The organism is Streptomyces sp. NPDC092952 (assembly GCF_044754785.1).
Taxonomy (GTDB): Bacteria; Actinomycetota; Actinomycetes; order Streptomycetales; family Streptomycetaceae; genus Streptomyces.
On sequence record NZ_JBIVPT010000012.1, the window covers coordinates 187,378 to 213,398 of the forward strand.

The following is a 26,021-nucleotide window of genomic DNA, read 5'->3' on the forward strand; positions in this document are numbered from 1 at the left end:
CGTGGGGCGGAAGGAGGCACTTTCATGTCACACAGTCACACCGATGTGTCCGACCAGGTCAACAACGAGGCGTGCCCGCTCACCGAGGTCCTCGACCATGTCGCGGGCAAGTGGAGCATCGGGATCCTCGTCGCCGCCGCACACGGACCCGTCCGATTCACCGAGCTGGAACGCGGCATCACGGGTATCAGCCGACGCATGCTCACCCTGAACCTGCGCAAGCTGGAACGCGACGGCCTGCTCATCCGCACCGTCTACCCCACCGTTCCGCCCAAGGTGGAGTACAGCCTCACGCCCATGGCCCGCGAACTCCACGCATCCCTCACCGGGCTCGTCGGCTGGGCGGAACGCCACCGGGCCGACATCACCGCAGCCCGCGCCGCCTACGACGACGCCGCGTCGAATCCCGACGCCCACGCGGGAACGGGCGGGCGGTGAACCAACGCCCGCGGGCGAGGGCGAGGGCGAGGGCGAGGGCGAGGCCGGCCCCGGCGGCGGCCCGGCTCTAGGCTGACGAAAGGCGGAGCGGCCACTCCCCGCGCCTCGGCGGCGGGGATTGTCGGTGCCCGCACGTATCCTGCGCGTACGTACGGCGTCGAGCGGGAGGTACCGACATGGGCGACACGAATCCGGTGCATGGCGCCGCTGCGCCGCGGTGCGGTGTCCCCGCCATACTGGACGGGCCGGGGAGGGCGTGGGCACGGGCGTAGCGACGGGGGCGACAGCAGGCGATGGCGGACACCAGGCTGATCCAGAGCCGGTACCGGCTGCTCGAACGGATCGGGCGCGGCGGCATGGGCGAGGTGTGGCGTGCTCAGGACGAGTCGCTGGGTCGTCATGTCGCCGTCAAATGCCTCAAGCCGATGGGGCCCCAGCACGACCAGGCGTTCACCCGGGTCCTGCGCGAGCGCTTCCGCCGCGAGGCCCGGGTCGCCGCCTCGCTCCAGCACCGCGGCGTCACCGTCGTCCACGACTTCGGCGAGCACGAGGGCGTCCTCTATCTGGTGATGGAGCTGCTGGACGGCCGCAACCTCAGCCAGCTCCTGGACGAGAACAAGCAGAGCCCGCTGCCGGTCGACGACGTCGTCGACATCGCCGAGCAGGTCGCCGACGCCCTCGGCTACACCCACCAGCAGGGCATCGTCCACCGCGACCTCAAACCCGCCAACATCATGCGGTTGACCGACGGCACGGTGAAGATCTGCGACTTCGGCATCGCCCGGCTCGGCCACGACATCGGCTTCACCTCCCGACTCACCGGCACCGGCATCGCCATGGGCACCCCGCACTACATGTCGCCCGAGCAGATCAGCGGCGGTCAGGTCGACCACCGGAGCGACCTGTACTCACTGGGCTGTGTCCTCTACGAGATCGCCACCGGCGCACCGCCGTTCGATCTCGACGACGCCTGGGCCGTCCTGGTCGGACATCGCGACACCCAGCCCCGCCCGCTCCGCACCCACCGGGCCGAACTGCCCGGCTTCTTCGACCGGGTGGTGCTGGAGCTCCTGGCCAAGACCCCCGACGAGCGGCCCGTCGACGCGGGCGACCTGCGTCACCGGATCGCCGTCGGCCGCACCGGTGGGCAGCCGTATCTGCCGCCCACCGGTCAGGTGCCGCTCGCGCCGCCGGCCCTCGTCATGCCTCCCGTGCGTCAACTGCCCGGCTGGGCCGGCTCCATGACCGGCGGGCACCCGGCGACCGGACCCCGCCCCGCAGCCGTGACCGGCCATTTCACCGGGCTGACCGGCGAGTGGACCACCGGTGCGGGACCGCGCACCCCGGCCGACGGCCTCCCGCCGGTCCGCGCCGGGCGCCCGACGCCCTCGCCGGAGCTGCTCTCCGTCCTCGCCGGCCGGCACGACGCGGGGCTCAACCTGGGCCGCCTCGGCCACTGGGAGGAGGCGGGCGAGGTGCACCGGGCGGTCGCCGCCGAGCGCGAGCACGCCCTGGGCCCCGACCACCCCGACACACTCGCCAGCCGGTACGAGATCGGCTTCTCCCTCAGCCGCACCGGGCGCGCCGCGGACGCCCTGCGCGAGTTCGACCGCGTGGCCAAGGCCCGCGATCGCGCGCTCGGCCCCGACCACCCCGACACCCTCGCCGCCCGGCAGGAGAGCGCGTACGTGCTGGGCCGCCTCGGCCGGCACTTCGAGGCCCATCAGGTGTACGCGGAGGTGCTCGCGTCCCGGGAGCGCACGATGGGCCCCGACCACCCCGACACCCTGCGCTGCCGCCACAACCTCGCCTTCAACATGGGCCGGCTGGGCCGCCTGGAGGACTCGTACCGGATGGCCAGGGAGGTGGTGGCGGCCCGTACCCGGCTGCTCGGCGCCGACCACCCCGACACGCTGGTGACGCTCTACGAAGTGGCGTACACCCTGGGCAGGCTGGGACGCTGGCCCGAGGCGCTCCAGGCGTACCGGGAGGTCGCCCGGGCCCGGGCCAGGTCGCTCGGCGCCGACCACCCCGACACCCTCGCCGCCCGCTACGAGGTCGGGATCGGCCTCGGCCGGCTGGGCCGCAGCGAGGAGGCGCTGGAGCTGTACCGCTCCCTGGTGGCGGACCGGACCAGGGCCGGCGGGCCCGAGGACCCCGAGACGCTCCGCGCCCGCCACGGCGTCGGCGTCAACCTCGGCCGGCTGGCCCGCTGGGAGGAGGCGCTCGCCGAAGCGCGGGAGGTGTGCGCGATCCGCGAACGCGTCCTGGGCGCCGACCACGCCGACACCCTGGTCAGCCACCGCGAGGTCGCCGTCGGCCTCGGCTGGCTCGGCCGCTGGTCCGAGGCGCTCACCGCCTACCGGACGGTCGCCGGGGCCCGCGAACGCAGCCTGGGGGCGGGTCATCCCGACGCCCTGGCCGCCCGCAACGACGAGGCGCACTGCCTGGAGCAGCTCGGCCGCGGCCCGGAGGCCGTCGAGCTGTACCGCCGGGTCGCGGCCGCCCGCCGCGACCGGCAACTGTCCCCCGGATGATCCGCCCCGCCCCTGGCCGAGGGCGAACGCGCCGTGCTACCAAGGGCCATGCCCGCACCCGACAGCTATGACGCAGTGATCGTGGGCGGCGGCCACAACGGACTGGTCGCCGCCGCCTACCTCGCCCGTGCCGGACAGTCGGTCCTGGTCCTGGAACGCCTCGCCACCACCGGCGGGGCGGCCGTCTCGACCCGCCCCTTCGCCGGTACGGACGCCCGGCTCTCGCGCTACTCGTACCTGGTCTCGCTGCTCCCGTCGAAGATCGTCCGCGATCTCGGGCTGGACTTCGCGGTGCGGAAGCGGACCGTCTCCTCCTACACCCCCACCGTGCGCGGCGGCCGGGCCACCGGTCTGCTCGTCGGAGCCGGCCGCACCCGGGAGTCCTTCGCCGCTCTCACCGGCTCCGACCGGGAGTACACGGCGTGGCAGCGCTTCTACGGCATGACGCGGCAGGTCGCCGAACGGGTCTTCCCGACCCTCACCGAACCCCTGCCGGACCGGGCCGCCCTGCGCGACCGGATCGGCGACGAGGAGGCCTGGCGGATGCTCTTCGAGGAGCCCCTCGGTGTCGCGGTCGAGCGGAACTTCACCGACGACCTGGTCCGCGGCGTCGTCCTCACCGACGCCCTGATCGGCACCTTCGCCGACGCCCACGACCCTTCGCTGATCCAGAACCGCTGCTTCCTCTACCACGTGATCGGCGGCTCCACCGGCGACTGGGACGTCCCCGTCGGCGGCATGGGCGCGCTCACCGACGCCCTCGCCCGCGCCGCCCGCGAGGCCGGGGCGGAGATCCGGGTCCGCCACGAGGCGGTCCGGATCGAGACCGACGGGCGGCGGGCCGAGATCACCGTCCGCTCGGCCGGGGGCGAGCAGGTCGTCGCGGCCCGCACCGTGCTCGTCAACGCCTCGCCGCAGGCGCTCGCCGGGCTCCTGGGCGAGGAGCCGCCCGCTCCCGCCGAGGGCGCCCAGCTGAAGGTGAACATGCTGCTCACCCGGTTGCCCCGGCTGAAGGACCGTTCCGTGGACCCGCGCGAGGCGTTCGCCGGAACGTTCCACATCGCCGAGGGCTACGGACAGCTCGCCGACGCCTACCGGGACGCCGCCGCCGGACGGCTGCCCGCCGCCCCGCCGTCCGAGATCTACTGCCACTCGCTGACCGACCCGTCGATCCTCGGCCCCGACCTGGCGGCCCGCGGCTACCAGACCCTCACCCTGTTCGGCCTGCACACCCCCGCCCGGCTCTTCGCCGCCGACAACGCCGCGACCCGCACCGAACTGCTGGCGGCCACGCTCGCCGAGCTCGACGCGCACCTCGACGAGCCGGTCGCCGACTGCCTGGCCCGCGACGCGAACGGCGAGCCGTGCATCGAGGCGAAGACCCCGCTCGACCTGGAACGGGAACTGCGGCTGCCCGGCGGCCACATCTTCCACCGGGACCTCGCGTTCCCGTACGCCACCGGACCGACCGGCCGGTGGGGGGTGGAGACGCCGCACGCCAACGTGCTGCTCTGCGGGGCCGGTGCGGTGCGCGGCGGCGGGGTCAGCGGGGTGCCCGGCCACAACGCCGCGATGGCGGCGCTGGGCCGGTGACCCGTACCGCCCCTACCGGCCGAACACACCGCGCAGCGCCGCCAGCTTGCGCGGCAGGTCGTACTCCGCGCCGCCCTCGTGCCCGTTGTACGGGAACACCTCGATCCGGGCCGGACCGGCGTAGCGGTGGTACGCCGCGAACACCGTGGACGAGGGGCAGATCCGGTCCATCAGACCGACCGAGAACCAGGCCGGGGCGGTTGCCCGCGCCGCGAAGTTGACCCCGTCGAAGTAGGACAGGGTCGTCATGGCCTCCTCGACCCGGAAACGGTGCCCGGAGAGCCAGCGGGCGATCTCCGCGTACGGCCCGGCGTCCGTGATCTGCGAGGCGCGCCGGTAGTGGCAGAGGAACGGCACGTCGGCGACGGCGGCCGCGACGTCGTCGCGCAGACCGGCCACGGCCAGCGCGAGCCCGCCGCCCTGGCTGCCGCCGAGCACCGCCACCCGCGCGGCGTCCACCGCCCCGTGGGCCCGTACGGCGTCCACCGCCCGCACCGCGTCGGTGATCAGCCGCCGGTAGTAGTGGCGGTGCGGGTCCTCGATGCCCCGGGTGAGGAAGCCGGGGGAGGCGGATCCGTGCCCGTCCGGGGCGAGGTCGGGGGTGTCCGCGGTGTTCTTGCCGCCACCGCCCTGCCCCCGGTTGTCCATCACCAGATGGGCGTAGCCCAGCGAGCTCCACACGGGCCAGGAGTACGGGATCCCCCGGCCGCCGTTGTAGCCGATGTACTGCACCACGGCGGGCAGCGGGCCGGAGCGTTCCTTCGGCAGCAGCAGCCACGCCCTCACCTGCTGCCCGCCCCAGCCCCGGAACGCCACGTCGAACACGTCGAGGGTCGCGAACCCGGTGTCGTAGGGGACGAACACGGCGTCCAGGTCTTGGCGGGCCGTCTCGGCGAGGGTCTTCTCCCAGAACGCGTCGAAGTCGGCCGGTTCCTCCGGCTCGGGCCGGTAGTCGCGCAGCCGGTCCAGCGACAGGTCGAACAGCAAGGGTCTAGCTCCTCTTCAGGGTGAGGTTGAGGGTTGCGCCGTGGCGCCCGGCGGTGTCGGCGGTGATCCGGACGCCGCCACGGAAGGCGGCGACCCGCACGCCCGGATCGGCGGAGGCGACGGTCAGACCGGGCCGTGCCAGGTCCAGGACGACCGTGGACCGCAGCTGCGTCGGGTCGGACAGCGCCACCTTCACGGTCGTGCCGTCCGGCCGTACCAGCACCGAGGCCGGTCCGTCCGAGGCCAGCTCCCGGACTGTGCCCGCGGTCCAGAAGTTCGCGGCGAGCAGCCCGTCCGAGCCGCGCCGCACCGCGTGCACGGCGGTGGAGCGGGCGATGGCCTCGACGGGCGGTGCGGCCGACCACAGGGCGGTCCGCCCGGGCGAGGCCGCGGGGGCCTGGAGCCAGTAGTAGCCGGCCCCGTCCGGGGCGGTGCCGTGGTCCTGCCAGAGCGTCAGGTACGGGCGGGTGACCGGGGTGTCGGTGCCGTACTTGAGGTTGATCTCCCGCCAGGTCGCCGTGCGGTCCTCGCGCAGCCCCCGGAGCGTGACGGGCTCGGGGAAGACGTAGCCGCCGGTCCCGGCCAGATGCAGCCACCGCACCCCGTCGAGCCGCTGCGACCAGCCGGTGTCCGCCGGGGCCGCCGTGCCGTCGACGAGCAGCGCCGCCGCCGGGTCGCGGAGTTTGCGGTTCTCCACCACGGTCTCGACGGTGCCCGCGTCGGCGCCGATGCCCGAACCGACGCAGGCGATCACGTCGTCCAGGCAGAACCAGCTCTTCAGCCCGCGCAGCGAACTCCCGTACGCCCGCAGCTCCATGCCGTACGCGCCGAGCGTGGTGCCCGGCAGGGCGGTGCCGCCCGCCCAGTCGGCGGTGCTGGTGGTCCGCTGGCCCGCGGCGTCCGCCGGGCGTCCGGCGACGACGGTGGTGCCGGGCAGTCGGGCCGGGTCGACGGTCGGCCAGTAGTCCTCGCTGTAGTGCCCGAGGTCGTCGGTGTGGAGCAGGACCATGCCGTCGGAGAGGTGCCAGCCGTGCAGGTTCTCGTTCTGGATCGACTCGTAGTTGTAGATCCGGGACGAGTACGCGGAGATGCCCAGGGAGAAGGAGGGGCGCCGGTGGGCGGCCTTGTCCATCCGGGGATGCTGCTTGTGGGTGACCAGCGGTCCCCGGGCCGGTACCGGGGAGGCGAGGACCTGTTGCGCGGCGACCAGCGAGGCCAGGTCGGTGACGGCCAGGAAGTCCCGGTAGGTGTCCTCGGTGATCCACTGTTTGACCAGGGCGGTGAACCGGTCGCCGGTCTCGCCGGGGAAGCCCGGGATCAGCCGGACCACCGCCTCGATGACGGTCTGCGCCGAGACGTGGCCCTGCTTGCTGGGGCGGGCGATCTCCCGCCCGCACACCGAGGCCATCACGTCGCCGCGCACCAGCAGCGGGTCGAAGCCGTCGTCGACCCAGCCGCGGATGTGGTCGAGGTCGGGATCGGTGACCGCCCAGGCGGTGCCGGCGAGCAGGTTCAGCAGCCGGGAGAGGCTGTTCAGCAGCTCCTTGCCGTACCCGCCGTTGTACGGGTGCTTGTAGTGCTGGAGGAAGGATCCGTCGGAGTAGAAGCCCTCGCCGGTGCCCTCCGCCGCCGCGTTGGCGTCGTTGAAGGCCAGGACGCTGTTGGCGCCCGAACCCTCGACGTCCGAAAGAGCGTCCCGGACCCGGGCCAGGTCGTCGCCGGCGCCGCTGAGCACGGCGTTGACCGCGACCACGGTGGAGACCCACACCCGGTTGGCCCCGGTGGCGATCTGCCGGTCGGCCCGCCAGAGGTTCGGGTCGGGCGTGTAGTGCCGCACGGCCCCGGTGACCCGGGCGAGCCGCTCCGGCCCGAGAACGTCGTACAGGAGCACGGCCGTGTCGTTGAGGGCGAGCGCGGAGCCGATCTCCCAGTCCCAGTCGTTGTCGAAGCGGGCGTGGGCGGGCCCGTAGCGGTGGTCCAGCATCCAGTCGACCCCGGCGAGCAGCAGATCGCGCAGCGCGGGGTCGGCGTACTGCGGGGTGCCGGGGACGGCCCACGCGGTGGCGGCGGTGGCGAGCCGCTTGAACGAGGTCGTCACATGGTTGGAGAGGGCGGTGCTGGTGAGGTCGGGGAAGAGCCCGTCGGTCCGGGCCGGGTCGAGGCCCTTGACGGCGGTGGTCGCGGCCTTGCCGGTCCGGACCACGGCCGCCGCGATCCGCGGGTCCGCCAGGTCGAGGCCGGGGCCGCCGGTGAGCAGGGTGTGCCAGCGGACGCGCAGGGCGGCGGGGTCGTCGGCGGTGGCCCCGGTGGTGGCGCGTCCGGTGGCCGAGGCGGTGGGCGGCGGGAGTACGGCCGCCGCGCCGAGGGCCGCAGCCGTGGCGAGGACGGTGCGGCGGGTGGTGCGGGAGGTGGTGCCGGGGTCGGTCATGCGGTCCTCACAGAAGGTGTCGGCGGTCCACGGCCGCGGCCAGCGCGGCGTGACCGGAGGGGTCGGGGTGGAGTCCGTCGCCGCTGTCGTACGCGGGCCGGAGCCGGGACGGGCGGTCCGGGTCGCGCAGCGCCGCGTCGAAGTCGGCGACCGCGTCGAAGACCCGGCCGGTACGCACCGCGGCGTTGACGTGCTGCCGTACCGCCTCCAGTTCCTGGGTCCAGCGGGTCCAGCCCTCGAACGGGGTGATGGTCGCGCCGACCGCCCGCAGTCCGGAGCCGTGGGCCCGCAGTACCAGCTGCCGGTATCCGGCCAGGATCAGCGCCGGGTCGGTCTGGTGCGGCGGCTGCTGGAGGTCGTTGACGCCGAGCTGGACGAGGACGGTGCGCAGTCCGGGCAGCGCCAGCACGTCCCGGTCGAAGCGGGCCTGGCCGCCCGGCCCGAACCGGGCGTCGTCCAGCAGCAGCCGGTTGCCGCTGATGCCGAGGTTGGCGACGGCCGATCCGGGCAGCCGTCCGGCGAGCTGGTCGGGCCAGCGCAGATCGGCGTCGTCCGGGGTGCCGACGCCCTCCGTGATGGAGTCGCCGAGCACCGCGACCGCCGGTCCGTGAGCGCCCGTCACCTCGACGCCGGTGAGCAGGAACACCGAGGTGGTACGGGTGCCGTCGACGGAGTGCGAGGCATGGGTGTTGCGGTGGAAGGAGAGCGGGCCGGTGGGCCCGGGGAGCCGGGTCTCCACGGTCAGCCGTGCCCCCTGGGCGGCCCGCAGCCCGGCGACCGGGTCGCTGGTCAGCGAGGCGCCCGCGGCGAGCCACGCCTGTCGCCGCCCGCCGAAGGCGACCGGCCGCCCGCCGGCCGTCACCGGGCCGACGAGGACCGGTGAGGTGCCGAAGGGGTGGGCGTAGCGCAGCCGGACCCGGCCGCCCGCCGACAGCCGTACGCGGGTGGTGCACAGGGCGTCGGTCAGGCCCGCCGCCGCCATCGGGTCGGCGGGGGTGGGCGCGGTCTGCGCGGTGGCCCAGGAGACCGTCCAGCGGGACGGGCCCGGACCTCCGGAGGGACCGGCCGCCCGCGCCGCCGGTGCTGTGACCGCGACCGCGGCCAGCCCGCCGGCCGCCGCCGTCAGTACCCCGCGCCTGGCGGGTGCCCAGCCGCTCACGCGGGGCACGCACCCGTCGGGTCGTACGCGCCGCCGTAGGTGCCGACGGCGTCGCCGCCGGTGTTGCCGCTCATGGTGTTGGTGCACACCGGACCCTGGGGGGTGCGCATGAACTTGATGCCGCCGCCCGCGTTGCCGGTGATGGTGTTGCCGTAGACGCTGGTGTCGGTGCCGTCGGTGGCGGTGTCGCCGCCGAGGCGGATGCCCGCGCCGACGTTGTCGTGGACCGTGTTGTAGCGGAGGATGTTGCCGCTGCCGCGCGCGTCCAGGCCGCCGGAGCCGGGATCCTTCTGGGCGCCGCAGTCGTTGTACTCGACGTAGTTGTGGGTCGAGTTCTCCTTGATGTCGACGCACTCGTTGCCGTACGTGGCGATGGTGTTGTGGTGGATGCGGTTGTTCCTGCTGATGTCGGGGGCGGCGTCCGGGGCGCCGTTGGCCCCCTGCTGTTCGGGAGCGGTGCCGAGGTAGATGCCCTCGCCGTTCTTCCCGCCCCCGCCGAACACGAAGTCGTTGACGCCGCAGTGGGTGATGGTGTTCCCGGAGATGTCGGCACCGGTCACCAGATAGCGCACCCGCAGACACTCGTCGGCGGCGTTCTTCAGCGTCATCCCGGTGATCCGCAGCCCGCCCACCCCGTTCCCGGGAGTCGTGCTCATGACATAGATGAGCTTGAGGCGGTACCCCGACACATCGGCCGACGAACCGTGCAGCCCGTCCACCGTGAAGCCGCTGAGCGTCGTCGAATCGTGCTGAACCTGGATGATCCGGGCCTCGCCCGCCCCCTTCACCACGGCGTCCGACGGGCCGGTGATGGTCACCCCGGCGCGCCTGGTGACGATGTCCTGCCGGTAGGTCCCGGCGGCGAGGTTGATCACCGCGCCGGTGGGCGCCAGGTCGACCGCCTTCTGGATCGTGGCGAGCGGGGCGCCCTGCTCCGTACCGGCGTTGGCGTCGCTGCCGGACGGCGACACGTAGTAAGCGGTGGCGGCCCCGGCGGCCACCGACGGCGGGGGCAGGACGAGCGGGGCGCCGGCGGCGAGCGCGGCGACGAGAGCGGAACGCAGAACACGGCTCATGGGGTGTGCCTCCTGGGATCGGCGAAGGACAGGGCGAGCAGTACGGGAACGCTGGGACCGAGAAGCAGGGGGCCCAGCGGTACGACGAGGGAGAGCAGCGCGGCGGACACCACCGCTCCGAGCAGCGCGGTGCCACGGGCCGCCGAGCCGAAGCCGAGCGCCAGCGCACCGCGCGACCAGGCGCGGACCGAACCGTGCGGGAACCGGCCCGCCTCGGCCGCCAGCGCCACATGGTGGACGGTGAGCGCGGCCGCGATGCCCACCTGCGCGGCGAGCAGGACGAAGGTCCACGGCTCCGGACGGCCCAGCAGATGGACGGTGTTGACGGCCAGCACTCCACCGGCCGCGGTGGAAGCGAGGGAGTGCCGCCACAGCGCCCGCCAGTAGCGGGGAAAGGCGGCGAACGTCCCGGTGAAGCACCGGCCGTCCCCCTCCTCCCGCCACCGCTGGAGCGCGTGCGCCAGCGCGGCGAGCGCGGGCAGCCAGGTCACGATCCCGAGCGACAGCACGGTGAACGCGGCCCCGGCCGCCGCCGGGTACGCCACGAACTCCAGCCGCCGCAGCAGCGTCGGCCAGGTGGACGAGGAACGCGCGCCCATGGTCAGCCCACCCTTCCCGTGTACGGCTCCGGCACGTCGAGCAGCACCCGGCCGTCCCGCTCCAGCCGGGTGGCCGCCACCACGTACGGGGCCGGGTCGCCGCCACCCAGCAGCACCGCTGCCGCGTCGGCCGACACCCCGGCGGTACGGATGCGGCGGTCGACGGGGGAGAGCAGCACGGTCTCCGTGTCGAAGGAGACGCCCCACCCCCGCTCGCACCCCACCCGCTCGGCCGGGCCCGGCTCCGCGCCCGGGACGATCGCGGTGAGGAAGGCCGCCCCGGCCGAAGGGCCGGTCGTCGCCCGCAGGGTGTGCAGGGTGCGGGTGAGCCGCAGCTCCGGTGTGCTGGATGTCGGATTGGCCTCGACCTCGGTGGTCTCCGCGACGACCCGGGCGTCCAGGGGCGCGAACCTCCGCACCAGCGCACGGGCCGTCCCGGACCGGATCAGCCGGTCGCCGCCGGGCAGCGGCTCGGTCGGCCGGTCGGTCTGGAGGAGGAACGTCCACTCCCGCTCCGCCCCGGCCTCGGCGAGGTCCAGCAGCACCAGCCGCCCCGCCGGGGTGAACACCAGCGTCCGGTCCAGCCGCCGCACCCCGAGCGCGGGGTCGTACATCGCGGCGATCTCCGCCGTGGCGTGCGCCCAGCCGCGGTCGGGCGCGAGGAGCACGTCGCGCTGGCGGGCCTGCCGGTCGTGGGGGATGTCCCGGTACACGTGGTACCGGTCCTCGTCCGCGTACCCCTGCCCGTCCACCAGCAACAGGTTGTGGTGCGCGGCCCGCTTGCGGTTGCTGTAGCCCTCGTCGACCGCGAGGAAGGCGCCCTGCGAGACCAGCACGAACGAGCCCGAATCGGGATGGTGGTGCCCCTGGTCCAGGGTGTCCCAGCCCCGCTCCGCCCGGTGCTTCGCGGAGGCCTCCCACGCCTTGTGGCCGCCGCCGGGGCTCGCCTTGAACGAGACGAGCGTGGCGTCGTCCTCCCAGCCGGTACGGGCGGCGAGCAGCCCCAGGTCAGGGAAGAACGCCCGGGTCTCGGTGGGCCGTTCGGCCGGGACGGACGGGTCGTACCAGAGGTATTCGAGGTACGCCTCCGGCAGGATGCCCGGCCGTACCCCGCTGTGCTCCGCCTCCTGCCACAGCAGTTCGTCCGAGACGAGATCGCCCAGCCACTGCGCCTCCGGGATCCCGTACCGCGCCGCGAGCCGGTAGTACAGCCCGGCGCTGTGCCCGCTGCGCCGGTCGTGGCAGTCGCCGTGGTCGACGTTGAACGCGAACCCGGGGGCCAGCTGGTGCATCCGGTAGCGGAAGGTACGGGAGAGGAAACCGCCCCGCTCCCACCAGTCGATGCCCTCCGCCTCCTGGAGGAGGTCCAGATGGGCGGCGAGGAACGGCACCCCGTAGCGCCAGTAGACGACCCCCTCGGCGTGCGAGCCGTCGTCCGGCAGCAGATCGAGGACCGTGCCGAGATTGTCCCTGGCGCGTTCCGTCCATTCCTCCTTGCCCAGGACGTAACCCGCCGTCGCCAGGCCCGCGTGGCAGATCCAGTTGTGGTTCTGCCAGTACGACGACGACCACCAGCCGCCCTCGCTCGCCACCGCGAACTCGTACATCCGCCGCCCCTGGAGCAGCAGCTTGTACCGCAGCAGCGCCCGCGTCTCCTCCGGCAGTTCGTCGCCGATCCACCGCAGGGCGAGCGAGAGGTGGTGCAGCAGCCAGCCGGCGTCCAGGTCGTGGTCGGGCATATGGGCCCGGCCCCAGTGCGGCAGCCGCGCGGCCGCCTCGATCCACCGCGCGCTCTCCGCCAGATGGGCCGGGTCGCCGCCCACCCGGTGGGCCAGCGCGGGGTTGGACGCGGCGGGGCCCAGCCAGGTGACGCTGGCGAGCGGGTGGGTGCGCGGCGGGGTCAGTCCGCGATGGCGCACGGCCTCCGCGTACAGCCGGGCCCGCTGCGCGGGGCGCGGTCCGGGCGGCGGGGTCGCCGAGAGCAGCACGGGTCAGCCCTCCGTCCGGTACACGGCGCTTCGCCCGTCGGCCAGCGAGACCGTCAGCACCCCGTCGTCGTCCAGTTCCACGCCGGTCACCGCGGGAGCGGCCGACGCCGCCTGGTACACGGAGGCGAACGTGACCCGCTCCGCCCGCGCCGTGAGGTCGACATGGGTGCGCACCCGCTGCGGATCGTCCGCCGGGCCGGGGCCCGGCCGGGACACCGGGCGCACCGTCGTGCCCGGGGTGTGGACGTGCCGGCCGTGCAGGACCTCGTCGCCGTACCAGGTGGTGTGCAGCTCGCCCGAGGGCCGGACCTGGACGTCCAGCGCCACCCCGGGGCGCAACTGCGCGACCGGCGACCGCTCCGGCCCGGCCTCCACCGTCAGCAGATCGACCAGATGCCCGTCACCGAGCACCACCCGACGCACCGCGCGCACCCCCTCGTACGCCTCCGTCACCTCGGCGGTGACCGAGGCGGCGTCCGAGCCGAGCAGCCGCCCGGCGCACTCCGCCTGCTCCCCGTCGTCCACCCGGAAGGCCGGATGGGCCCGGGTCGACGCGTACAGCTCACGGAACTCGGCGTGCGCGTACGGCACCTGGCCCGGATCGGGCTGCCATGCGGTGGTGTCGCCGTAGAGATACAACGACAGCTTGTCGCGGTGGCCGTGCGAGCCGCCGTGCGGGCCGAAGTCCAGCAGCGCGTGGACGCCCGCGTGGCGCAGCACCGCGTACCCGGTGTCCGGGAACACCGTCACCGCGCCGGGCGCCGGCCGGTTCGGCAGCGGCGGACCGGCGAACCAGCCGCCCAGCTCCCGGTCGAGCCCGTCGTCGCCCCCGCCCAGCTCGGCACGGGCCCGCCCGGCCACCGCCTCCAGGGCGGGGGAGGGCGTCAACTGCTGTGCCAGTGCGACCAGTTCGAGCCACTCCAGGGCGAGCGGGGCGCGCCGGTACGGGCCGTCGTGCAACGCCGGGAGGATGCCGCCCGGCGTGGCGACCGCCGCCAGCGCGTCCGTCATCCCCGCCAGCACGTCCACCACGTCCGGGGGCAGGGCGGCGGGGTCGGCGCCGCGCAGCGCCAGCAGCGCGGCCCGCAGCACGAACCCGTGGTAGTAGGTGCTGCCCTCCCACTCCCAGCCGTCCTCGGCGACCGCGACCCGCAGATGCGCGTACAGCCCGTGCTCGCCCTCCAGCCACCTCCCGGCCCCGTCCCACGCCCGGCCGCGCACCGCCGCCGCGCCCCGGCTCGCCGCCGCGCCCGCGGCGTTCAGCCACGCGGTGTAGTTCGACGCGAGAAGGCCCTGGCCGGTGAGGACGGAGCGGGCGTCCAGCGCGGCCCGCTCCAGCGCGTCCAGCAGGGGCAGCACACCGGCCAGGCCCTCGGTGGAGTCCTCGGCCAGCGTGATCACGGCGTGGCCGATGTTCACCGCCCAGATGGCGTCGGTCAGCGCCTGGTGGAAGAGGCGGCCGCGCAGCATCCAGTCCTGCGCCTCGCCGTGCCGCTCGGTGGCCAGCTCCGCGTACAGCCCCGCGTACTCCACCAGCCGGGCCACCGCCTCCGCGCGCTCGCCCCGGTGCGCCAGCACCCGCACCCGCCGCGCCCACGCCTGGTGCGACAGCACCAGCCAGGCGCCGCGCACCGCCTCGTCGTCCACCCGGCAGCCGTACGCGCACCGTGCGCCGCCCTCGGGGAACACCCCGCCGAGCAGATCACCGTGATCGAGCTCCACGCCGTGCGCCGGGCAGACGTACGCGTGCCACCAGCCGCCCCGCTCCCGGGGAACGCGCCTCACCGCGGCCACACGCCACCGTCGATGTCCACCGTCGTGGCGGTGAGGAAGCCGGAGGCGGGCGAGGCCAGGTGGACCACCGCGGCCGCCACGTCCTGCGGGGTGCCGGCCCGGCCGACCGGGATGCTCGCCTCGATCGCGTGCTGGGCCTCGGGGGCGGTGAAGGTGTCGTGGAAGGCGGTGCCCTTGATGAAGCCGGGGGCCACGGCGTTGACGGTGATACCGGTGCCGCCCAACTCCTTGGCCAGGCCCTTGGTGAGGCCGAGGACACCGGCCTTGGCCGCCGCGTACGCCACCGAACCGGGGCCGCCGCCGTTGTGCGCGGCCAGCGAGGACATGGTGATGACGCGCCCGGCCGCCGACTCCTTCAGATGCGGCAGGGCGGCGCGCACGGTGCGGAAGGCGGAGGTCAGGTTGGTGGCGAGGACCCGGTCGAAGTGGTCGTCGGTCATCTCGGCGACGGTGGCCCGGCCGATCAGATGGCCGGCGTTGCAGACCAGGACGTCCAGGCCGCCGAGGAAGCCGGTCGCCTCCTCGACGAGCCGGTCCACGTCCTCCGTCACCGTCACATCGGCCCGCAGCGCCTTCGCCCGGCGGCCCAGCGCCTCGATCTCCGAGACCGTCCGCGCGGCCTCGTCGGCGGAGGAGTGGTAGTGGACGGCGACGTCGGCACCGGCCTCGGCGAGCGCGACGGCGATGGCCCGGCCGATGCCGTGGCCCGCCCCCGTCACCAGCGCGCGGGAACCGTGGAGATCAGCAGACATGGAGCACGTACCTTTCGAGGAGGGGGAATCCGGGGCGGGCGGGGTCATTTGAGACCGGCGGTCGCGAAGCCCTGGACGAAGTAGCGCTGGCCGATCAGGAAGAGAACGACCATGGGGAGGGTGGCCAGCGTGGTGCCGGCCATCAGGAAGTGCCACTGGGGCCCGTTCTCCGTCTTGAAGACGGAGAGCCCCACCTGGATCACCCGCAGACTGTCCGTGCGGGTCACCAGCAGCGGCCACAGGAAGTTGTTCCACGACGACTCGAAGGTCAGCAGCGCCACGGTGGTCAGCGCGGGCTTGACCTGCGGGGTCATGATCCGGGCGTAGATCCGGAACTCGCCCAGCCCGTCGAGCCGGGCCGCCTCCTCCAGCTCCACCGGGAGGTCCAGGTAGAACTGGCGGAAGAGGAAGACCGCGAACGGGGTGACCGCCCCGGGCACGATCAGCGCCCACCAGGAGTCCAGCCAGCCGCTGCCGCCCTGGCCGAGGATGTCGTTCCCCCCGGCCAGCGGCATGAAGCGGACGATCAGGAACTCCGGCAGCACCTTGGTGTACGTGGGGATCATCAGCGCGGCGATGAAGAGGTAGAAGATGACCTCGCTGCCCCGGAACCTGATCCGCGCCAGCGCGTACCCGGCCATCGACGCCACGACCACGTTGATGGTGGTGTGACTGACCGCGATGATCAGGCTGTTGCGCGCGTACGTCGCGAACGGCGCCGCCCTGAGCGCGTCGACGTAGTTCCCGAACTCCCAGTGCTCCGGCAGCAGTCCGGCGTCCTGGGAGGCGATCTCCACCGGGGTCTTGAGCGAGGTGAGCACCATCCAGACGAAGGGCACCACCATCAGCAGCGAGACGACGACCAGGGTCGCGTAGAGCGCGATCCGGCCGGCCGGGACCGGCTTGCGGTTCCTCGCCCGCCGGGGCTCGCGCGTGGCTGCCGGTGCGCAGGGCTCAGTTGTGGCCACGGGTGCCTCCCATGATCCGCCGGTTGACCAGGGTGAAGCCCATCAGCAGGACGAACAGCACCAGCGACTGCGCGCAGGCGTACCCGACGCGGAACTCCCGGAAGGCGGATTTGTAGATCTCGTACGTCATCATCGTGGTGCTGTTGGCGGGGCCGCCGTCGGTCAGGATGTAGATCTGGTCGAAGGACTGGAAGGCGCTGATCATCGACGTGATGAGGACGAAGAAGGTCGCGGGCTTCAGCAGCGGCAGGGTGATCGAGAAGAACTGCCGCACCCTGGACGCGCCGTCCACCGAGGCAGCCTCGTACAGCTCCTTCGGCAGGGACTGCAACGCGGCCAGATAGATGAGCATCTTCATGCCGATGCCCTGCCAGATGCCGACCAGGATCACCGACGGCATCGCCCAGGTCGTCGAGGAGAGCCAGGCCGGGCCGTCGATCCCGAGGAACGACAGCAGGGTGTTCAACAGCCCGTTGCCCGGGTTGTAGATCCAGAGCCAGACCAGCGCGATCGCCACCGTCGCGGTCACCTGCGGCAGGAAGACCGCGGTACGGAAGATCCCCCGCGCCCTCAGGCCGGTGTGCAGCGCCAGGGCGACGAGCAGCCCCAGCAGCATGCCGAACGGCACGGTGAAGAAGGTGTACACGACGGTGTTGACGACGGACTTGCGGAAGACCGTGTCGCCCAGCATCTCGCGGAAGTTGTCCAGACCCACGAACTGCGGCGCCGTCAGCACGTCGTACTTCGTGAAGGCCAGGACCACCGACGCGACGACCGGCAGACCGATCCAGAGCGAGGCGTGCAGCAGCGCGGGCGCCACCATCAGCATGCCGGCGCGCTGCCTGCGGCGTCCCGGTCCGGTGGGGGTCCGGCGGGCGCGCCGCCGCTGCGCGGCCGGGCGTGCGTCCGGGGAGGCGGGCGGCGCGGGACGCGCCTTGAGTACGGATGTCGTTCCCACGGTGACGGGTCCCTACATCCGGCCGATGGCGGCCTCGGCGAGCCGGCCGAGTTCCGCGATGGCGTCCTTCGCGGACTGCTTCCCCACGATCGCGGGCTCCAGCGTCGGCTTGATCTTCTCGCGGATCTCCATCCACGCGGGGGTGCCGCCCTCGGAGCACGCGTCGCCCATGCTCCGCAGGGAGAGGTCGACGAACTCGTTCTCCTTCACGTACGAGGTGTCGCCGAGGTCCTTCAGACCGGGCACCGAACCGCGCTGCCTGGCGGCACCGAGGACCGACTCGGGGGCGGCCAGGTACTCGACGAGCGCGCGGGCCGCCGCGGGGTGCCTCGAACCGGCGGACTGGCTGACGAGCGTGCCGCCCTGGAGCATCGCGGGCCTGCGGTTGGCGAGGACGAACGCACCGAGCCTGTCCTCCTTCAGCAGGTCCGGGGCCTGGTCCCCGACCTGCTTCCACAGCGCGCTCGACGTCATCATCATCGACGCCCTGCCGGTCTGGACGTTGGACGGGGCGCCGAGTTCGGTCTTCTTCCCGTAGTCGGCGGAGCCGTCCGCGACGAGGTCCTTGAAGAACTGGAGCGCCTCGACCCCGCGCGCGTCGGTGAACATCACCTTCTTGCCGTCCTGGCTGAACAGCTGCCCGCCGTTGGCGAAGAGGAAGGTCTCCCAGCACTGGCGCAGTTCGATGGAGAACGGGTCGAAGCCGATCCGTCCGCCGCGGGTCAGCCGCTTGGCCACGGCGCGCAGTTCGGCCCAGTCGGCCGGGGTCTTCCTGATCCCGGCCTCGGCGAAGTGGTCCTTGCGGTAGACGACGATGCGGGTGTCGAGGACGACCGGCAGCGCGTACAGCTTGCCGCCGTACCGGGAGGGCTCCAGTACCCGCTCCTCGTAGTCGTGCGCGGTGGCGAACTTCTCCGGCAGTTCGGCGATCGCCTTCTTCGCCGCGAACGGGGGGATCCAGCCCACGCCCATCATCAGCACGTCGGGCAGCAGACCGCCCGCCAGACCAGTGGTGATCTTCTCGTTGAGCTGCTGGTACGTGGTGTAGTCCACGTTCACCTTGACGTCCGGGTACTTCTTCCGGAAGCCGCCGAGGATCTCCTGCTCCAGCAGCTTCTTGCCGTCGGCGCCCTCGTAGATCGGGGTGAGCAGAGTGATCTCACCCTCGGCGGGGCCTTCGGCGGAGCCGGCCGGCGAAGTGCCGGTCCCGCAGCCGCCGAGCGCGGCGGCGGCCGTTCCGGCGCCGATGGCGGCGAGCAGCGACCGTCGATTGAGTTGCATGGGACACCCCTCTTGAGGTGGAGGCTGTGGATCGATCCAGCAGAGAGTCCCGGCCATGGCTGGGAAGCGCTGGTAAATCGATGCAGTGATGCTAGGAAGGCGTCGAGAGGGGCGTCAACAGCTTGTGTGCATGAATTTTCCGGAGCGTTAACGGGTGTAGTGGTAAACGATGTTCAGTAAATCGATACACTGATAGGGTCATGCGTAGTCGAACCGGAGGTGGCATGAGCGGGGTAACGATCCATCAGGTCGCGCGGGCGGCCGGGGTGTCCGCGAGCACGGTCTCCAACGTCCTCAACGGGCGTACGGACCGGATGCAGGCGGCCACGCTGGCCAGGGTGGAGCAGGTGATCGAGCAGCTCGGCTACCGGCCCAACCGCGCCGCCCGGATGCTGCGCACCGGCCGCATCAAGGTCATCGGCCTCATCGTGCCCTCGGTCGCCAACCCGTTCTGGGGCGCCCTCGCCCGCGAGCTGGAGGCCATCGCGCTTGCCGAGGGGTACCACGTCCTGCTCTGCAACAGCGAGCGCGATCCGGCCCGCGAGCTGAAGTACGGCGAGGAGCTGCTCGCGGACGGGGTCAGCGGAGTGGTGCTGTGCTCCTCGCTGCCCTCCATCGACCATGTGACGCCCCTGCTCAGCCGGGGGCTGAAGATGGTCGCCTTCGACCGCACCGCGCAGGCGGGCGACCCGCCGTCACTGGCCTCGATCAGCGTCGACAACGCGATGGGCGCCGAGCTCGCCACCCGCCATCTGATCGAACTGGGCCACCGGCGCCTGGCGTTCGTCTCCGGCTCCGTCAACAGCGTCAACCGCCGGGAACGGCTGCGCGGCTTCCGGGCCGCCCTGGAGTCGGCGGGCCTCGATCCGGCCGACGCGATCGTCTGGCCCGGCGCCGACGCCACCGAGTTCGGCGACAAGGACGCCGCCGAGCTGGGCCGCAACGCGGCCCGCGAGCTCCTGTCCGGGCCGCGCCCGCCCACCGCGTTCGTCGCGATCAACGACATGTGCGCGATCGGGATCTGCCGGGGCGCCAAGGACGCGGGCCGCAGCGCGGGACAGGACGTCTCCGTGGTCGGCTTCGACGACATTCTCCTCGCCGACCTCTTCGAGCCGCCGCTCACCACGGTCCGCCAGCCGCTGCCGGAGATGGCGGCGGAGACCTTCCAGCAGCTCCGCGCCCGCATCGAGTCCGCCCCGGCTGCGGGCCGCTCCCTGCTCATCCGCCCCCGCCTGGTGGTCCGCGAGTCGACGGCCCCGGCACCGGCGGGGGCGGGCGGGGCCGAGTAGCGGCACGGCTGCCGCGGCTGTCAGGAGCCGAAGACCGCGGCGGCACGCCGAGGCCCGGTGCCCGGTGCACCGGCCACGACCCGGTGGCTCCGGACGCCGCGCCCCGCGCCGACGCCGCCCACCGCCTGCGCGCCCTCGGCCCGGAGACCACGGCCGGCCGCACCGCCCACCCGGTCACCGCCGACGCACTCGCCCAGGCCCTCCCGGCCCCGCGTACGACGACGACGGCGCGACAGGCCCTCCACCTCCCGGCGGACGGCACGGCCGACCCCTCCTACTGATCGGCCCGGAGGCGATTGACCCGGTACACGTCCCGGACGCAGAGGTTGAGGAGCGTGGTCGCCACGATGGCACCGGAACAGACCAGGAGCACGGTCCGCTCGGTCCAGACCTGCGCGGAGAGGGCGGCGGCGAGGTAGCCGACGGGGATGGCGATCCGCTCGCCCACCCCGTTGAACGCGCTCATCCGGCCCAGTTCGTCCTGGGGGACGTGCTGTTGGAGCGCGGTGTTCCACGCCACGACGGCCACGTCCAGCCCGATGCCCGCGAGCACCGCGCCGAGCAGCACCCAGAGGAGCGGCAGCCCGAGCCCGAGCGCCGTCGGCGGCAGGCAGAGTCCGGCGCTCGCGACCACGGCGACGGCCAGCAGCCGGTTCGGCCTCCAGCGCAGACACAGCACCGTCCCGGCCAGCAGCCCGGACGCGAACGCGCCCTGGACGAGCCCCCAGGACCGCGCCCCCGCGTAGTGCTCGGCCGCGACCACCGGGCCCAGGAGCTGGAACCCGGCCAGCCACGCGGCGACCACCACCGTGCCCGAGACGGTGTACGTCCACAGCCAGATGCGTTCCCGGAACCCGGCCCAGCCCGCCCGCAGATCGGCGATCGCGCCTCCCGCCGCCGCGACCGGCGCGTCCAGCCGCAGCCCGAGCAGCAGCAGGGCCGCGACCAGGAAGCTGAGCGCGTCCCACGACAGGGCCCATCCCGGGCCGCCCACCGCGACGATCACCCCCGCGGCCACCGGCCCCAGCACCTTGACGGCGTTGTTCGGAAGCCGGACCAGGGCGTTGGCCCGCAACAACTGCTCGGCCGCGACGAGTTGACCCACCACGCCCACCGCGGCCGGTGCGGTGAAGGCGACGGCGACCCCCGATACGAAGCCGCACGAGGCGATCGAGGCGGTCGTCGCATGGCCCGTGGCCACCAGCGCCGCGAGGGCCCCCTGCGCGAGCGCGGCCAGCAGATTGCCCAGGAACAGGATCCGGCTCCGCGAGAACCGGTCCGCGAGCACCCCGCCCGCGAGGAGGAAGACGATGGTCGGTACGGAGTTCGTGGCCAGGACGGTCCCGAGCGAACCCGCCCCGCCGCCCTGTCCGATCACCGCGTAGGCCAGCGCGAGCGGGGCCATCGCGGAACCGGTGGCGGAGACGAGGTTGGCGAGCAGGAACCGCCGGAAGGCGGGAATCCGCAGCGGGGTCGGGACGGCCGTCGCCCCGGTGGCCGATGCGGTCACTTCTCACCGTCCCCGGAGGCGCCGGTCCGGTCCAGCTCCTCGCCGAGCGCCGCCCGCAGCGCGTCGTGCCGGGGGCCGAGGGCGTAGCGGCCGTCGGTCCAGCGGTCACGCGGGTAGAGCCAGACCGGCAGGGACACCCGGTCCGCGGGCTCCCAGTCGTAGCGGGGCCACACATGGGCGTGCAGAAAGCCGTCGGTGTTGCCGAGGATCTCCAGGTTGACCCGTCGGAAAGCGGGGTCGGTACGGAGGCAGGCGCGCTCGACGGCCTCGCCGAGCCGGTCCATGTCGGAGAGGAAGGCCAGCCGCTTCGCCCTCGGAAGGTCCGAGAGACGGCGCACCCCGGGTTCGTCCACGAGGAGCACCGAGTACCCGGGCAGGAACTGCACGTCCCCGATCGCGGCGAACCCCGCGTCCAGGCGGCGTACGACGGCCGGGTTCTCGCCCCGCAGGGCACTGGCTATGCGGTTGTCCCGCCAGTCGGAGGTCATCGCGGGAACCTATCGTGAACCGGCTCGAACACCCCAGGTCACAGGCGTTGTTCGGCCAGCTCCAGCCAGTGTTCCACCTGCTCCGGAGGGAAGTGCCGGACGGCCCAGTCGGTCATGCGCAGGCTCATGTGGGCCCAGCAGGGGCGCAGGACGTCCTCGGGCAGGGTGTCCAGAAGCTCGTCGAGGCGGCCGACGACGCCCGGGGGCTGTTCCTCGGCGTGCAGGCCGAAGCGGAGGGTGACCAGATCGAAGCGGTGGTCCCCGCGCCCGGCACCGTCCCAGTCGACGACCCCGGTGACGGAGCCGTCCACGGCGAGCAGGTTGCCATGGTGGAAGTCCAGGTGCACCACGTCGTCCCCGGCCAGCACCGGGGGATGGGCGGCGCCAACCGACCGGATCCGCTCCTCCAGCGCCGCGCCGCGCCCGCTGTGCCGGCGCAGCGGATCGTGGAGGCAGTAGCCGGGGCCGTCCTCCCGCAGATACAGGGGCACCCGCGGGACGTCGGGGCGCCCGGCGAGCAGCCCCGCCTGCGCGGCGTTCAGGGCGAGCGCCCGGTCCAGCCCGTCGTGGTCCAGTACGTCCGGCGGCGCGCCCGGCAGCAGCTCCTGGACCAGCACCACCGCACCGTCCACCTGGAGCGCCAGCTCCGTCGAGGGGCAGGGGTACCCCCGTTCGCGCAGTACCGCGCAGACCGCCAGCGGGCCAGCCCGCAGCTCGTCGAGCCGGGCGCCGGGCCGCCACTTCAGCACGGACCGGTGCCCGTCGGGCCACCGGACGTACGCGGCCCCCACCTGCCCTCCCGGACAGGGGCCCTCGACCACCAGCCGCACCCCCGTCGCGCGGTGCACGGCGGCGGTCAGCCGGTCGGGGGCGAGGCGTTCGGCGCGGGTCCACTGCCGCGGTGCGGAGGTCATCGGGTCATTGTCCGGCAGGGCGCCGGGCGAGTCCGGGGCCGGGGCACGGTTCAGGAGAGCACCCACCGGGGCGGGTGTCCGGGGTCGGCCGGGCAGACGAAGACATGCAGGTCGCGGTCGCGGCCGGAGCGGAGCCGGGTGGGCCGGGCCATCGCCACGCCTTCCGGGGCCGGGGCGTTCCCACGCAGGACGAGGGCGCGGTCCTCGACCGGTATCCAGCTGAGCGAGGAGCCGTCCCACTCGATCCCGTCGGCCGTCAGCAGCAGCCGTCCCGGGGCGGCGCAGGACGGACACTCGACGGACATCGGGCCCGTCGACGGCCAGCTGGGGAAGCCGCCGACCCGCCAGCCGGGCGGGATCGACAGGTCGCCCTGGTAGCTGGGGGCGTCGGGGCCGTGCTCCGCCGCCCGGGCGTCGTCCCACGCGTCGATACGGGCGAGCAGCGGGGCGGGCAGCGTGTCGCCCTCCGCCCACGGATAGGTGTCCACCTCTTCGGGGTGCAGGACACACGGTTCGGGAAGGTCGTCCGGCCGGCGCAGCAGGGGCGCTTCGGGCGGGGCGGCGAGGAGGCGTCCGGCGTGCCCGGTCTCCGCGGCCCGCCGCCACCGCAGTCGGTAGCGGACTTCCAGGTGCGGGCCATGGGCGAAGGAACAGCGGAAGAGCTGCACCAGATCCGCGCCGTCCGGCCCGGCGGCCAGTCCCGGGACGTCCCGGCGGAAGAGCTGGGCGAGCCCGGTGAAGGGCACCGGCCCGTCCTCCCCGGGCGTTCCGGTACCGGGCCACGGCCGGGCCGGCGGCCGGGAGCCCGTGGTCCGGGCGGCGCGGATCCCGTCCGGCGCGTACCCCTCGGGCTCGGGCCGGTGCGGCTCGCGGCAGACCGGCCAGGCCTCGTCGTCCGGCCAGAGCATCGGCCCACCCACATGGCTGTCGTGCGCGCCGGGCCGCCCGGGTCTCGGGTGCAGCCGGGTGGTCCGGCCCCGGTGCGCGGCCAGTTCCGGGAAGACGGTCTCCACCGGCACCGGTCGGTCCGGCGTGGTCCTGGTCATACGCGGACCGTACCCGGGTGGAACGGCCCGGCCGGGAGCGGGCCCGGATTGCGGATCGCCGGGCAGCCCCGAGGATGAGTTCCGTACCCATGCGCGACCACTCCTGGAACCGGCCCAGCGCCGCCGAAAGCCACGAACGGAAGGACGCCACCATGCCCGTGTGCACCACACGTGACGGGGTCGAGATCTTCTACAAGGACTGGGGCCGCGGGCGCCCGGTCGTGTTCATCCACGGCTGGCCGTTGAACGGTGACGCCTGGCAGGACCAGCTCAAGGCCGTCGTCGACGCCGGCTACCGGGGCATCGCCCACGACCGGCGCGGCCACGGACGCTCCACCCCGGTCTTCGACGGCTACGACTGGGACACCTTCGCGGACGACCTGAACGACCTGGTCACGGGGCTCGACCTGCGCGACGTCACCCTCGTCGCGCACTCGATGGGCGGCGGCGAGCTGTGCCGCTACATCGGCCGCCACGGCACCGGCCGGATCCGCTCCGTCGTCCTGCTCTCGGCCATCCCGCCGCTGATGCTCCAGGGCCCGGGCAACCCCGAGGGGGTGCCGAAGGCGGTGTTCGACCAGATCAAGGCGGGCATCGTCGCCGAGCGTTCGCAGTTCTGGAAGGACACCGCCGTCGGCTTCTTCTCCGCCGGCCGCGCGGGCAACAAGGTCACCCAGGGCAACAAGGACGCCTTCTGGCTCATGGGCATGGCCCAGACCATCGAGGCCGGGGTCGCCTGCGTCGACGCCTTCTCGGACACGGACTTCACCGAGGAGCTGAAGAAGATCGACGTCCCCGCCCTCGTCGTCCACGGCGACGACGACCAGGTCGTGCCGGTCGACGCGACCGGGCGCAGGTCGGCGGAGATCATCCCCGGCGCGACCCTGAAGGTCTACGAGGGCGGCTCGCACGGCATCGCCATGGTCCCGGGTGACAAGGAGCGGTTCAACGCCGACCTGCTGGAGTTCCTCGCGCGGTGATCCGCCGGGCGGCCGCCTCACTCCCTCGGCGGCCGCCCGGGGTGCCGGTGGGCGTACCGTTCCGCAGCCGCGTGCCACCAGCCGGGCGGGGAGTCGCCGGTGACCTCGGACGCGGGCTGGTCGGGATGGAGGCCGAGCCGCCGCAGCGCGTCGGCCCGGACGCGGACGTCGAACCAGCCGTGCCAGTGGCCGTCGGGGCCGATGCCGCAGGCCAGTCCGGACCGCATCTCCTCCGGGGCGAACGGCATCCAGTCGATGCCGCGCTCCCGCAGTCAAGCGCGGACGGCAGCCATCGGCGCGGGGCGGCCCGGCAGGTTCTCGTAGGCCGCGACGGTGATCCACTCGGTGCTCGGGGTGTCCATGGGCCCATGATGCCGGACGGCCGCGTGGCGAAGCGCAGCCCGACCTTGCATTAGCAAGCGTCTGCAAGTATTGTTCTTGCAAGTAAGGCGCGCATGCAACTTAATGTGCGTGCCAGTCGCACACCAGCAAAGGCACCGTCATGTCCCTCAAGGAAATCCTTCCCGGCCGTCTCGGCTTCGGTACGGCCCCGCTCGGCAACATGTTCCGCGCGATCCCCGAAGAGGAGGCCCGCGCCACCGTCGAGGCCGCCTGGGACCAGGGCATCCGCTACTACGACACCGCCCCGCTCTACGGGGCCGGCCTCTCCGAGGAGCGCCTCGGCAGGGTCCTCGCCACCAAGCCCCGTGACTCCTACGTACTGTCGACGAAGGTCGGCCGGGTCATCCTCGACGAGCACGAGACGGACCTCCCGGACCTCGGGGAGAAGGGCGGCCTGTTCGAGCACGGCAACCCGAACAGGATCGTCCACGAGTGGACCGCCGAGGCCACCGAGCGCTCCATCGAGGGCAGCCTGAAGCGCCTCGGCGTCGACCGCCTGGACATCGTCTGGGTCCACGACATCGCCCAGGACTTCCACGGCGACGCGTGGATCCAGAAGTTCGAGGAGGCCCGTACCGGTGCGTTCCGGGTGCTGTCCCGGCTGCGCGACGAGGGCGTCATCAAGGCGTGGGGCCTGGGCGTGAACAAGACCGAGCCCATCGAGCTGACCCTCGGCCTCGACGAGCCGCGGCCCGACGGCTTCCTGCTCGCCGGCCGCTACACCCTCCTCGACCACGAGCACGCCCTAGATGTATTGCCCTGTGAGGTTGGGGACGCGGCTGGCGGGTGGTTTGCCTGCGAGTGCGGTGTGTCCACGGTGGTGATTGTAGGTGT

22 protein-coding genes and 1 pseudogene are annotated in these 26,021 nt (G+C 73.3%); 7 read left to right on the forward strand and 16 right to left on the reverse strand.

The window, feature by feature from the left end:
• Positions 1–24: 24 nt before the first annotated feature.
• From ACIQGQ_RS26250 to ACIQGQ_RS26260, 3 genes are all read left to right on the forward strand, one after another.
• A complete protein-coding gene (locus ACIQGQ_RS26250) occupies positions 25–438 on the forward strand; it encodes a winged helix-turn-helix transcriptional regulator (protein ID WP_402399640.1) in 414 nt (137 codons plus the stop codon).
• A gap of 293 nt (positions 439–731) precedes the next feature.
• Positions 732–2,975 carry a tetratricopeptide repeat protein gene (locus ACIQGQ_RS26255; RefSeq protein ID WP_402399643.1) on the forward strand — a complete coding sequence of 748 codons (2,244 nt, stop codon included), beginning with the start codon at positions 732–734 and terminating at the stop codon, positions 2,973–2,975.
• A gap of 48 nt (positions 2,976–3,023) precedes the next feature.
• The gene (locus tag ACIQGQ_RS26260; RefSeq protein ID WP_402399645.1) at positions 3,024–4,568 is read left to right on the forward strand and encodes a phytoene desaturase family protein; all 1,545 of its coding nucleotides are present in this window, start codon (positions 3,024–3,026) and stop codon (positions 4,566–4,568) included.
• Positions 4,569–4,580: 12 nt separating this feature from the next.
• On the opposite strand, the gene ACIQGQ_RS26265 is transcribed toward ACIQGQ_RS26260, so the two are convergent.
• The 11 genes from ACIQGQ_RS26265 to ACIQGQ_RS26315 are packed head-to-tail and all read right to left on the reverse strand — an operon-like array spanning position 4,581 to position 18,558.
• Positions 4,581–5,555 carry an acetylxylan esterase gene (locus ACIQGQ_RS26265; protein WP_402399648.1) on the reverse strand — a complete coding sequence of 325 codons (975 nt, stop codon included), beginning with the start codon at positions 5,553–5,555 and terminating at the stop codon, positions 4,581–4,583.
• Between the two features lie 4 nt (positions 5,556–5,559).
• Complete coding sequence (locus ACIQGQ_RS26270) at positions 5,560–7,983, reverse strand: polysaccharide lyase 8 family protein (protein ID WP_402399651.1); 2,424 nt, start codon at positions 7,981–7,983, stop codon at positions 5,560–5,562.
• Positions 7,984–7,990: 7 nt separating this feature from the next.
• Positions 7,991–9,142: an SGNH/GDSL hydrolase family protein gene (locus ACIQGQ_RS26275; RefSeq protein WP_402399654.1), complete on the reverse strand. Its 1,152-nt coding sequence runs from the start codon at positions 9,140–9,142 to the stop codon at positions 7,991–7,993.
• Positions 9,139–10,218 (reverse strand): DUF1565 domain-containing protein, encoded by a 1,080-nt coding sequence (locus ACIQGQ_RS26280; protein ID WP_402399657.1) that lies wholly within the window; start codon positions 10,216–10,218, stop codon positions 9,139–9,141. Before ACIQGQ_RS26280 ends, ACIQGQ_RS26275 begins: the two co-directional genes overlap by 4 nt.
• Complete coding sequence (locus ACIQGQ_RS26285; protein ID WP_402399659.1) at positions 10,215–10,817, reverse strand: DUF624 domain-containing protein; 603 nt, start codon at positions 10,815–10,817, stop codon at positions 10,215–10,217. Before ACIQGQ_RS26285 ends, ACIQGQ_RS26280 begins: the two co-directional genes overlap by 4 nt.
• 2 nt (positions 10,818–10,819) lie before the next feature.
• Positions 10,820–12,805 carry a hypothetical protein gene (locus ACIQGQ_RS26290; protein ID WP_402399662.1) on the reverse strand — a complete coding sequence of 662 codons (1,986 nt, stop codon included), beginning with the start codon at positions 12,803–12,805 and terminating at the stop codon, positions 10,820–10,822.
• Positions 12,806–12,808: 3 nt separating this feature from the next.
• Positions 12,809–14,590 (reverse strand): heparinase II/III family protein, encoded by a 1,782-nt coding sequence (locus ACIQGQ_RS26295; protein ID WP_402399665.1) that lies wholly within the window; start codon positions 14,588–14,590, stop codon positions 12,809–12,811.
• Entirely contained in the window at positions 14,587–15,351 is a 765-nt protein-coding gene (locus tag ACIQGQ_RS26300) for an SDR family NAD(P)-dependent oxidoreductase (protein ID WP_402399668.1), read from the reverse strand. The genes ACIQGQ_RS26295 and ACIQGQ_RS26300 overlap by 4 nt, the downstream gene beginning before the upstream one ends.
• Before the next feature lie 44 nt (positions 15,352–15,395).
• Entirely contained in the window at positions 15,396–16,319 is a 924-nt protein-coding gene (locus ACIQGQ_RS26305; RefSeq protein WP_402399671.1) for a carbohydrate ABC transporter permease, read from the reverse strand.
• Positions 16,306–17,277, reverse strand: a complete 972-nt coding sequence (locus tag ACIQGQ_RS26310; RefSeq protein ID WP_402399674.1) for a carbohydrate ABC transporter permease — start codon at positions 17,275–17,277, stop codon at positions 16,306–16,308. The genes ACIQGQ_RS26305 and ACIQGQ_RS26310 overlap by 14 nt, the downstream gene beginning before the upstream one ends.
• Positions 17,278–17,289: 12 nt before the next feature.
• Positions 17,290–18,558 (reverse strand): extracellular solute-binding protein, encoded by a 1,269-nt coding sequence (locus tag ACIQGQ_RS26315; RefSeq protein WP_402399677.1) that lies wholly within the window; start codon positions 18,556–18,558, stop codon positions 17,290–17,292.
• A 200-nt stretch (positions 18,559–18,758) separates the two neighbouring features.
• Between ACIQGQ_RS26315 and ACIQGQ_RS26320 the strand changes: the two genes are divergently transcribed.
• Both ACIQGQ_RS26320 and ACIQGQ_RS26325 read left to right on the forward strand, forming a co-directional pair.
• On the forward strand, positions 18,759–19,847 hold the full coding sequence (locus ACIQGQ_RS26320) for a LacI family DNA-binding transcriptional regulator (protein WP_402399680.1): 1,089 nt from the start codon (positions 18,759–18,761) through the stop codon (positions 19,845–19,847).
• A gap of 83 nt (positions 19,848–19,930) precedes the next feature.
• Entirely contained in the window at positions 19,931–20,128 is a 198-nt protein-coding gene (locus ACIQGQ_RS26325) for a hypothetical protein (RefSeq protein ID WP_402399683.1), read from the forward strand.
• On the opposite strand, the gene ACIQGQ_RS26330 is transcribed toward ACIQGQ_RS26325, so the two are convergent.
• The 4 genes from ACIQGQ_RS26330 to ACIQGQ_RS26345 are packed head-to-tail and all read right to left on the reverse strand — an operon-like array spanning position 20,122 to position 23,805.
• The gene (locus tag ACIQGQ_RS26330) at positions 20,122–21,357 is read right to left on the reverse strand and encodes an MFS transporter (RefSeq protein WP_402399686.1); all 1,236 of its coding nucleotides are present in this window, start codon (positions 21,355–21,357) and stop codon (positions 20,122–20,124) included. The genes ACIQGQ_RS26325 and ACIQGQ_RS26330 overlap by 7 nt on opposite strands.
• Positions 21,354–21,845 carry an HIT family protein gene (locus ACIQGQ_RS26335; RefSeq protein WP_402399688.1) on the reverse strand — a complete coding sequence of 164 codons (492 nt, stop codon included), beginning with the start codon at positions 21,843–21,845 and terminating at the stop codon, positions 21,354–21,356. Before ACIQGQ_RS26335 ends, ACIQGQ_RS26330 begins: the two co-directional genes overlap by 4 nt.
• A 38-nt stretch (positions 21,846–21,883) precedes the next feature.
• Complete coding sequence (locus ACIQGQ_RS26340; protein ID WP_402399691.1) at positions 21,884–22,759, reverse strand: phosphotransferase; 876 nt, start codon at positions 22,757–22,759, stop codon at positions 21,884–21,886.
• A 50-nt stretch (positions 22,760–22,809) separates the two neighbouring features.
• Positions 22,810–23,805: a hypothetical protein gene (locus ACIQGQ_RS26345; protein WP_402399694.1), complete on the reverse strand. Its 996-nt coding sequence runs from the start codon at positions 23,803–23,805 to the stop codon at positions 22,810–22,812.
• A 152-nt stretch (positions 23,806–23,957) separates the two neighbouring features.
• On the opposite strand from ACIQGQ_RS26345, the gene ACIQGQ_RS26350 reads away from it, so the two are divergent.
• Entirely contained in the window at positions 23,958–24,785 is an 828-nt protein-coding gene (locus ACIQGQ_RS26350) for an alpha/beta fold hydrolase (RefSeq protein WP_402399714.1), read from the forward strand.
• A 17-nt stretch (positions 24,786–24,802) separates the two neighbouring features.
• Here the strand turns inward: ACIQGQ_RS26350 and ACIQGQ_RS26355 are convergent, their stop codons facing one another.
• Positions 24,803–25,033: a hypothetical protein gene (locus tag ACIQGQ_RS26355; RefSeq protein ID WP_402399697.1), complete on the reverse strand. Its 231-nt coding sequence runs from the start codon at positions 25,031–25,033 to the stop codon at positions 24,803–24,805.
• A gap of 254 nt (positions 25,034–25,287) precedes the next feature.
• On the opposite strand from ACIQGQ_RS26355, the pseudogene ACIQGQ_RS26360 reads away from it, so the two are divergent.
• A pseudogene (locus tag ACIQGQ_RS26360) lies at positions 25,288–25,944 on the forward strand (aldo/keto reductase); the annotation flags it as partial.
• Between the last annotated feature and the right edge of the window lie 77 nt (positions 25,945–26,021).